The 5,381-nt window shown below is 59.9% G+C and carries 7 protein-coding genes; 5 read left to right on the top strand and 2 right to left on the bottom strand.

Annotated elements, in window-relative coordinates; genetic code table 11:
* Window positions 1–15: 15 nt before the first annotated feature.
* The 3 genes from paaG (at window position 16) to paaK (ending at window position 2,669) form a co-directional block, all read left to right on the top strand.
* On the top strand, window positions 16–813 hold the full coding sequence (paaG, locus tag ACFFAR_RS23525) for a 2-(1,2-epoxy-1,2-dihydrophenyl)acetyl-CoA isomerase PaaG (RefSeq protein WP_174363936.1): 798 nt from the start codon (window positions 16–18) through the stop codon (window positions 811–813).
* 33 nt (window positions 814–846) lie between these two features.
* Window positions 847–1,278: a hydroxyphenylacetyl-CoA thioesterase PaaI gene (gene paaI / locus ACFFAR_RS23520; RefSeq protein ID WP_062000350.1), complete on the top strand. Its 432-nt coding sequence runs from the start codon at window positions 847–849 to the stop codon at window positions 1,276–1,278.
* Window positions 1,279–1,364: 86 nt separating this feature from the next.
* Window positions 1,365–2,669: a phenylacetate--CoA ligase PaaK gene (paaK, locus tag ACFFAR_RS23515; RefSeq protein ID WP_062000988.1), complete on the top strand. Its 1,305-nt coding sequence runs from the start codon at window positions 1,365–1,367 to the stop codon at window positions 2,667–2,669.
* Between the two features lie 80 nt (window positions 2,670–2,749).
* Here the strand turns inward: paaK and ACFFAR_RS23510 are convergent, their stop codons facing one another.
* Complete coding sequence (locus tag ACFFAR_RS23510) at window positions 2,750–3,916, bottom strand: murein transglycosylase A (RefSeq protein ID WP_375508562.1); 1,167 nt, start codon at window positions 3,914–3,916, stop codon at window positions 2,750–2,752.
* Here ACFFAR_RS23510 and ACFFAR_RS23505 point away from each other — a divergent pair.
* Window positions 3,915–4,037 (top strand): hypothetical protein, encoded by a 123-nt coding sequence (locus tag ACFFAR_RS23505; RefSeq protein ID WP_255581283.1) that lies wholly within the window; start codon window positions 3,915–3,917, stop codon window positions 4,035–4,037. The two genes, ACFFAR_RS23510 and ACFFAR_RS23505, sit on opposite strands and share 2 nt — an antisense overlap.
* A 17-nt stretch (window positions 4,038–4,054) precedes the next feature.
* Here the strand turns inward: ACFFAR_RS23505 and apaG are convergent, their stop codons facing one another.
* On the bottom strand, window positions 4,055–4,429 hold the full coding sequence (gene apaG / locus ACFFAR_RS23500; protein ID WP_062000352.1) for a Co2+/Mg2+ efflux protein ApaG: 375 nt from the start codon (window positions 4,427–4,429) through the stop codon (window positions 4,055–4,057).
* A 293-nt stretch (window positions 4,430–4,722) separates the two neighbouring features.
* On the opposite strand from apaG, the gene rpe reads away from it, so the two are divergent.
* Window positions 4,723–5,381: ribulose-phosphate 3-epimerase (gene rpe, locus ACFFAR_RS23495; protein ID WP_375508561.1), on the top strand; the 659-nt coding region annotated here is incomplete at its 3' end.

Here is a 5,381-nt window from a genome sequence, read left to right as displayed (position 1 = left end):
GCCAAAGGAGACTTCATGTCTGATCAGAGCAGCTCGATCGTTTTGAACATCGACGAAACCACGCACGTGGCCACGTTGACATTGAATCGCCCTGAGAAGCTGAACAGCTTCACGCGGACAATGCACGAGGAGTTGCGTGCAGCGCTGGACGAGATCGAAGGCAGTCACGCCCGTGCGCTCGTCATCACGGGCTCGGGCCGTGGGTTTTGTGCCGGTCAGGACCTGGCCGACCTCGACTTCACACCCGGAGCCATGACCAATCTGGGCGCCCTGATTGATCAGTATTTCAACCCGCTGGTGCGTCGGTTGCAGGCGTCACGTCTGCCAGTAATTGCGGCTGTGAACGGAATCGCTGCAGGCGCGGGCGCCAACCTGGCGATGGCTTGCGACCTGATCGTGGCCGCTCGTTCGGCGAGCTTCATCCAGGCTTTCGTGAAGATTGGCCTGGTTCCGGACTCCGGCGGCACCTGGCTATTGCCGAGGCGAGTGGGCGAGGCGCGCGCCATGGGCCTTGCACTGACTGGCGACAAATTGAGTGCGGAACAAGCCGAAGCGTGGGGGCTGGCGTGGAAGGTAGTCGACGATGTCGAATTGCAGGACACGGCGCTCACACTTGCAGCGCACCTCGCGCAGCAACCGGCGAAGGCCGTCGCGGCGATCAAACACTCGATCCGCGCAGCAGCGACCAATACACTCGATCAGCAACTCGATCTTGAACGCGACGTTCAGCGCGAACTCGGCGACTCGCACGACTATGCGGAAGGCGTCGCTGCGTTCAAGGAAAAGCGTGCGCCGCGATTCGAAGGCCTTTGACAATCAAACACATCGCTTTTGGAGACGGCAGCAATGAACCCTCAGAAACTCGCCGAAGCAACCGCGCAAACCATGTACGAAGCAGACGCGTGCAGCCGTGCGCTCGGCCTGGAACTGAAGGAAGTACGGCCAGGCTATGCGCGAATGCAAATGAACGTGCGCGACGACTTTCTCAACGGCCACGGGATTTGTCATGGCGGTCTCATCTTCACGCTGGCCGACTCAACGTTCGCGTTCGCTTGCAACTCGTACAACATCAACACGGTCGCGGCCGGCTGTTCAATCGAATTCTTGCGTGCCGTCAAAGGCGGCGATCGTCTGACTGCTGAGGCAACGGAACAATCGCTCACCGGTAGAACGGGTATCTACGACATCCGCGTGACGAACCGTGATGAAGAAACGGTCGCCATGTTTCGCGGCAAGTCCTCCCAGATCAAGGGCAATCTGGTTGCTACCGGGTCCTGACCTGTTTCACACGATGCGCTGAAAAACCATAGCGTCCGGGCAAATTTGATTCGGGCCGCCAACAGATATCTGGAAGGAGACATTTGATGACCGCCCCGCTTCCACTGGACCCTATAGAAACGGCCAGTCGCGACGAACTCACCGCGTTGCAGCTTGAACGCCTCAAGTGGTCGATCGCGCACGCATATGAGAATTCGCCTGTGTACCGGCGCAAGTTCGATGAAGCGGGCGTGCATCCAGGTGACATTAAAAGTCTCGCCGATATCGCGCGCTTCCCGTTCACTACAAAGAAAGATCTTCGCGATAACTACCCGTACGGAATGTTCGCGGTGCCGCACGATCAGGTCTCGCGTATTCATGCATCGTCGGGGACTACGGGTAAGCCGACGGTGGTGGGCTACACGGCGAAAGACATTGATACATGGGCGAACCTTGTCGCGCGCTCCATTCGTGCGGCTGGCGCGCGTCGTGGCGACAAGGTTCATATCAGTTACGGATACGGTCTCTTCACGGGCGGCCTCGGCGCTCATTACGGCGCGGAACGGGCTGGCTTGACCGTGATTCCGTTCGGCGGCGGCCAGACCGAAAAGCAAGTGCAGCTCATCCAGGATTTTCGCCCGGACATCATCATGGTGACGCCCAGCTACATGCTGTCCATTGCCGATGAACTCGAACGCCAGGGCGTTCACCCGGCCGACTGTTCGCTGAGGATCGGGATCTTCGGCGCCGAGCCGTGGACCAACGATATGCGCGCGGCCATCGAGAAGCGCATGGGTATCGACGCCGTGGATATCTATGGACTCTCGGAAGTCATGGGACCGGGCGTGGCGTCGGAATGCGTGGAAACAAAAGATGGCCCGACGATCTGGGAGGATCATTTCTATCCGGAAATCATCGACCCCAACACTGGCGAAGTGCTGCCCGATGGCGAGCTGGGTGAACTTGTGTTCACGTCGCTGACAAAGGAAGCGTTGCCGATCATCCGCTACCGGACGCGCGATCTCACCCGGCTCTTGCCCGGCAGCGCCCGAACCATGCGGCGCATGGAAAAAATCACCGGGCGCTCGGACGACATGATGATCGTGCGAGGCGTAAATGTTTTCCCAACGCAGATCGAGGAGTTGCTGCTCAAGCAGCATGCGCTGGCGCCGCACTACCAGATCGTGCTGACCAAGGAAGGACCGCTCGATGTACTCACGCTCAATGTCGAACCGTGCCCTGAGACAGCGCCGGATGTCGCCGTGCTGCAGCAGGCGAAGGCCGCCCTTGCATACGATATCAAGGCGTTGATCGGGGTCAGCGCGGTGATCGAGTTGCTGGGAGTGAACGGGATTGAGCGTTCAGTGGGAAAGGCGCGGCGCGTAATCGACCGGCGCAAGGCAGCAATCTGACGTCCGGCGTTGCGCTGAAAAGCAGCCGGTCCGAACGGAACGGCTGCCAGAGTCTTACAAGAGAGTATTACAAGAGATCCCTACGAATTCGGCAGCAAGAGCCACATGCGCCCGCCCTGCTTCATCCGGCCGGCGAGATCGCCTGCGTCATCGCCCAATCCCCAAAAATAGTCCGCGCGTACACCGCCTTTGATTGCGCTTCCCGTGTCTTGCGCAAACACTAGGCGGTTCATCGGCGAATTGCTCAGAGGGCGCGTGGTCTGCAGGAAAACCGGCGTTCCAAGCGGGATTGCCGAGGGATCGACGGCAATGGAACGCTCCGGCGTCAATGGAACACCCAATGCGCCGACGGGCCCCGTCCCTACGCCTGCGGCGAGTGTCGAAGCCGCCGGCATTTCGCGGAAAAACACAAAACGCGGATTCACGTCGAGCAAGGCATCCACACGCGCCGGATTCGCTTTCGCCCAAGCCTTGATGCCTTGCATCGTGGCCTGTGCGGGCGTCAATTCGCGCCGGTCCAGCAGTTCGCGGCCGATCGATTTATACGGCTGGTTGTTGGTCCCGCCGAAGCCAACGCGCATGGTCGTGCCGTCTTCCATCACGACTTGCCCCGAACCCTGGACCTGAAGGAAAAACGCTTCGATAGGATCATCGACCCAAACCAGTTCGTTGCCATTCAGCGCGCCTGAACTTTCAAGCTGAGCGCGCGACGGTAATGTCGTGCCGGTCTTGAACCGATACGGCCATCGATACAACGCATATTGGTACGCTCCGTGCCGGGTGCGCGAGCCGCGCAGCAACGGCTCGTAATAGCCGGTCACGAGTCCGTCCAGCGTGCCGTCGGTGTTGGCCAACTGGAACGGCGTGAAGTAGGCCTCGAAGAATTCACGAGCCGCGTTCATGTCAAGGTCGTCGAGCCGTTGCGCCGCCGCGCACGCGCGCCGCCAGGTCGGCTGCTGCGCGAGGCGGCTGCAGTTCTGACGCATGGCGGCAGTTGCGCCAAGCAGTGAATCGTCCTGCCAGCCGGGGACCTGCTGCCAGCTGACGGCGGTCAGCCGGGTAGCCGCGCGCTGTCCCGTGACGATCGGTGCGCCACTCGGCGGAGCTTGATAGCCGGACTTGATGGCGCCACCGCCGCCACACGATGCCAGTAAAACGGCAGTGGTAAGAAAAGCCGCCCAAGCCGCCAATCCGGCGAGCGAAGAGGTGAAACGCTTACAATGTTCGTTCTTGATGAGAACCGCCATGTCAGATCTATTCGACGAATATCCAATGCTTGTTTTTGCGCTCGAGTCACTCGTGGCGCTGCTTCTGCTGATTTTTATCGTCGCGTGGACGGCGTCGGGCAAAAAGAAAAACAGGCGTTAGCAGGACCCAACGCATGCTCAGTGAAGCGTGCGCGGCATGTGCAGCGCGAACTCGGCAATGGGCGCCTCGAAACGCTCGCCGTCTTCGGCCACACAGAAATACGATCCGCGCATGGTGCCGACCGGCGTTGCGATCACGGCCCAACTCGTGTACTCGAACTTCTCGCCCGGCGGCAACAAGGGCTGGTTGCCAACCACGCCAAGCCCTTTCACTTCCTGGACCACGTTGTCGCTATCCGTGATGATCCAGTGCCGCGAGATCAGTTGCGCGGCGACCTGACCGGTATTCCGAATGGTCAGCGTGTATGCGAACGCAAACTGGTGAGCATCCGGTTCCGATTGTTCAGGAAGGTATTGCGTCTGGACCGCTACGCTGAATTCATACTGGCTCATCGCTTTTCCAATTCAAAATATGCTGCGCGCAGCGACGCCCGGCAGGGCGAACAGCGGCACGATTACGCGAATTTGCGTGAACATCAGGTGACGCATTCTGCTTGATGCAGCCGGTACCCGCAACCGAACGCGGTGGCTTGCGACGGCTTTGTCATGCGGCTGAAACGTTGCCGGAATCCTGCGACGACGGGAAAAAGAGCCCGCAGCCGGCCCCGCGCGTTAGCCGTTCGGCCGACGGTCAAAAACGGCGTGTCGCGGTAAAATGAGTTCCTCGCTTGCAACCGGCAGACGTCATGACGCAATTCCGCTTGTCCCCCAGTATCTTGTCCGCCGACTTCGCCATTCTCGGCGAAGAGGTTCGCAATGTCGTCGCCGCCGGCGCGGACTGGATCCATTTCGACGTCATGGACAACCATTACGTTCCGAACCTGACAATCGGCCCCATGGTCTGCAAGGCGCTGCGGCCGCATACGACCGTGCCTATCGACGTGCATTTGATGGTGCGTCCGGTGGACCGTATCGTGCCTGACTTCGCGGAAGCCGGTGCGAATGTGATCAGCTTTCACCCGGAAGGTTCGGATCATATCGACCGGACGCTGTCACTGATTCGCGATCACGGCTGCAAGGCTGGCCTGGTGTTCAACCCGGCGACATCGCTAAATCACCTGGATCACGTGATGGACAAGGTCGATCTCGTGCTGATCATGTCGGTGAACCCGGGTTTCGGCGGCCAGTCGTTCATTCCGGAAGCGCTCAATAAGCTGCGCGAAGCGCGCCGGCGTATCGATGAATACAACGAGCGGACCGGACGCGAGATTCATCTGGAAGTAGACGGCGGCGTGAAGATCGAGAACATTCGTGAAATCGCGGAAGCAGGCGCGGACACATTCGTGGCGGGATCGGCGATTTTCGGGCATCACAACTACGCCGAGATCATCGGCAAGATGCGCGA

Source organism: uncultured Caballeronia sp., from assembly GCF_964243625.1.
Lineage (GTDB): Bacteria > Pseudomonadota > Gammaproteobacteria > Burkholderiales > Burkholderiaceae > Caballeronia.
Note: the sequence above shows the minus strand (reverse complement) of the source record. Positions and strands in the feature narration are given on the sequence as shown.

What these genes read in the sequence shown, in the direction of transcription:
- paaG (WP_174363936.1), top strand. Translation starts at nt 16, where the DNA reads ATGTCTGATCAGAGCAGCTCGATCGTTTTGAACATCGACGAAACCACG.
- paaI (WP_062000350.1), top strand. Translation starts at nt 847, where the DNA reads ATGAACCCTCAGAAACTCGCCGAAGCAACCGCGCAAACCATGTACGAA.
- paaK (WP_062000988.1), top strand. Translation starts at nt 1,365, where the DNA reads ATGACCGCCCCGCTTCCACTGGACCCTATAGAAACGGCCAGTCGCGAC.
- ACFFAR_RS23505 (WP_255581283.1), top strand. Translation starts at nt 3,915, where the DNA reads ATGTCAGATCTATTCGACGAATATCCAATGCTTGTTTTTGCGCTCGAG.
- ACFFAR_RS23510 (WP_375508562.1), bottom strand. Translation starts at nt 3,916, where the DNA reads ATGGCGGTTCTCATCAAGAACGAACATTGTAAGCGTTTCACCTCTTCG.
- apaG (WP_062000352.1), bottom strand. Translation starts at nt 4,429, where the DNA reads ATGAGCCAGTATGAATTCAGCGTAGCGGTCCAGACGCAATACCTTCCT.